This is a genomic window from Mesorhizobium sp. M7A.F.Ca.CA.001.08.2.1, from assembly GCF_003998455.1.
GTDB classification, from domain to species: Bacteria; Pseudomonadota; Alphaproteobacteria; order Rhizobiales; family Rhizobiaceae; genus Mesorhizobium; species Mesorhizobium ciceri.
Map to the genome: position 1 here is coordinate 1 of NZ_RZPW01000713.1, position 3,217 is coordinate 3,217.

A 3,217-nucleotide genomic window follows, 5' to 3' on the forward strand; every position below is an offset into this window, starting at 1 on the left:
GGGGCGGGTCGAGGGTGACGAGCCCCGCCACATCGGGTCTGAGCGCTGAGCCGAGCGCAGATGGGTATTTCTCGGTGTAGGCGCCAATTGGCTCGCCGGCTTCAGGTGCGAAGGCCGCTATGTAGACAAGTGCCTTCACGTTTGAGTTCCCCGCCGCGGCACCGGTGATCACCGCGCCGCCATAGGAGTGGCCAACAGCGACGACCGGACCCTTTTGAGCCTCGATCACCCGCTTGGTCGTCGCGACGTCCTCGGCAAGCGAGGTCAGCGCATTCTGTACGGCGATGACGGTGTAGCCGTCGCGCTGCAGGATCGGAATGATGTGCTGCCAACCCGTGCCATCGGCAAAGGCGCCATGCACAAGCACGATCGTCGGTTTCGCGGGATTGGAAGCGACAAGGGTTTCAGTTGCCGCAGCCGGCCGCTTGCTTGGCGAAGGGCCAACAGTGCTGGCCCCGGCAGGGCTGATGGCAATTAGCATTGCGAGCGAGATCTGGGCGAAACGGGTTCTGGTCACGGCAATGTTCTCCATCTGAAGGCGCGGCTATGAAGGCCAGGCCGATTGGGCTGCGACGATTGGTTCGGAACACGGCTTTTGCCGAATGGCCTCAGCCTCGCGGCGGTGGCCGGCGCGCGTTGCGCCGGCTTTGTCACGTCAGTTGACGCAGGGACCGGAAGGCTGCCCGCATTTCGGCGGAGAACAGCTGCGGCTCTTCCCACTGGGCAAAGTGGCCGCCTTTGTCGACGACATTGAAGTAGATCAGCTTGTGATAGCTCCGCTCGGTCCAGCTTCGCGGCGCGCGGTAGATCTCACCGGGGAAAATCGTCACAGCAGCGGGGATCGAGATGTCCACGGCGTTGAAGTTGTTCGCATTGTTTTCCCAGTAGAGTTGTGCCGAGGAGATCGCGCTGTTGGTGAGCCAGTAGAGCGTGATGTCGTCGAGCATCTCATCCTTGGTGAGCGAACGCTCAGGCTCGCCACCGCTGTACGTCCACTGAGCGAACTTGTCGTACATCCAGGCGGCCAGGCCTGCGGGCGAATCCGACAGCCCATAGCCCACCGTTTGTGGCCGAGTGGTCATCATGCTGCCGTAGGCGCCATTCTTCGCAAAGAATGTGTTTAGCTGGTCGTATGCTGCCTTCTCATCGGCAGACAGCCCATCCGGTGCCGGATCGCCGGCGCGCATGAATTTGGCGACTTCGGGAGGGACGGTCGCAGGCATGTTGACATGGATGCCAAGCAGACCCGCCGGTGCCTGATGGGCCATCTTATCGCAGACGACAGAGCCCCAATCGCCCCCCGCGGCGACGTAGTGTTCGTATCCCAGGCGCCGCATCAAAACGTCCCAGGCGAGGCCGATGCGGTCGGCATCCCAGCCAGGTTCGGTCGGTTGATCCGAGAACCCGTAGCCGGGCATTGAAGGCAGAACCAGGTCGAACGCATCCTCGGCGGTCCCACCGTGCGCGGTTGGGTCAGTGAGCGGGCCGATCACCTTGAGAAGCTCCAGAATCGAACCCGGCCAGCCGTGCGTGATGATCAGCGGCAGCGCGTTCGGGTGCTTGGACTTGACGTGGATGAACTGGATGCGCAAGCCGTCGATCTCGGTGAGGAACATCGGCAGGGCGTTGAGCGTCTTCTCCACCTTGCGCCAGTCGTAGTCGGTCCCCCAATACCGCACGAGCTTCTGCAGATTGGCCAGTTGCACGCCTTGGGACTCGTCCTTCACGGTTTCCTTGGCCGGCCACCTCGTTGCTCGCACGCGCCGGCGAAGATCGACAAGTGCTTCTTCGGGAACGTTGACCTGAAACGGATAGACTGCTCCTTCTTGTGCGGCCCCTGCCGGCTGCGCCGGAAGCAGACTGAACGTGCCTGTGACGCCCAGCGTTACAATGGACGCCGCTGCGGACATGGAGAGAAAACCGCGCCGCGAGGGGGATGACAATGCCATCGCAGTGCCCGTTCTCGGCAGGGATAGATCAACGTGGCGATCCTGACCTGCGCGTACGCTGCCAATATTCTGTGCACCTTCGTGCGGGTTCATGTTCTTCTCCTTCTGGGTTTGTCCGTTGCGCATCCGCGAAAATCGAAAGACTGATGCGGTCACCGCAAGGTCAATAACGCCAGAAGAGTCGCTCCGAATATATTGGACGAACGTGTCGCCGATACCTTCGCATTGGCTCGTCGGAGGACGCGCGTGCAGGAGGAACCAAACATATCAAACGATAGGCGGAGGTGGATTTGCGAGCTAAGTGGTCACGCGCGAACAGTCTTCGACGGGCGCAGGGGCTTATCGCATCAGTGCGAAGATGTCGCTCGCCTACCCGGTGTAAGCGTGGATGCGGGCCAGTTCCAGTGACTGGGGAATCGAAAAAGAGAATGTGGCTCCGGGGCCATCATTGCCAGCCGCCCAGAGACAACCGAGATGGCTTTCGATGATGGACCGGCTGACGGAAAGGCCCATCCCCATACCGCCATTCTTGGTGGTGTAGAAAGCTTCGAAAAGCTTTTCGACGGCTTGTGGATCAAAGCCCGCCCCCGTGTCCTTGACGATCAGGCAAACACGGTCGGCGCCGTCCAACTCGGTTCGTATGATGAGCTTCCTGGGGCGATCCTCGATATGGCTCATGGCGTCAGATGCGTTCAACAGTAAATTCAGCATCACCTGCTGCAGTTGAACACGATCCCCCATAACCGGCGGCAAGTCGCGAGCGAAGTCGGTCTGCAACACCGTACGGCTTCTCTGAAGCTCGGTAGACGAAAGCGCGATCACCTCTCGGGCAGCGTCGTTAATATCCACCGATTCGGTAGTGGTGCCTTTCTTGCCGAAGAGGGCACGCAATCGCTTTATCACGTCGGCAGCACGGTGGCCGTCTCGAATAGACCGCTGTGCTGTCCGGCGTGCGCCTTCAATATTCGGCGGATCTGAAGCAAGCATCTTTAGGCAAGTGGCGGCATTGGTAACAATTCCCATCAGCGGCTGGCTGACTTCGTGCGCTATAGAGGCTGTGAGAACTCCAAGCGTCGTGATCCTTGCCACGTGCGCAAGTTCGGATCGGGCTTTGCTGATGGCCTCGTCGGCTAGATGGCTGTCTGTCACGTCGTGGATCGCCCCAACATATTCCACATGGCCATCTTTGTTTTGCGCGCCGTGAGCGACTAGATGAAGGTGCTTGACCGAGGAGTCCGGCATTTGCGCGCGGTAGCGGTAGTCGAGGT

Annotated in this window: 3 protein-coding genes; all 3 read right to left on the reverse strand. The window is 60.4% G+C overall.

Going from position 1 to position 3,217, the window contains the following annotated elements:
• Positions 1–517, reverse strand: a 517-nt coding sequence (locus EN914_RS29540; RefSeq protein WP_245497869.1) for an alpha/beta fold hydrolase, incomplete at its 3' end; no start/stop codon positions are given.
• 133 nt (positions 518–650) lie between these two features.
• Positions 651–1,949, reverse strand: coding sequence for an epoxide hydrolase family protein (locus EN914_RS29545; protein ID WP_024504945.1), 1,299 nt, complete (start codon positions 1,947–1,949; stop codon positions 651–653).
• Between the two features lie 369 nt (positions 1,950–2,318).
• Positions 2,319–3,217 (reverse strand): sensor histidine kinase (locus EN914_RS29550; RefSeq protein WP_245497870.1); only part of this gene is annotated, 899 nt, incomplete at its 5' end.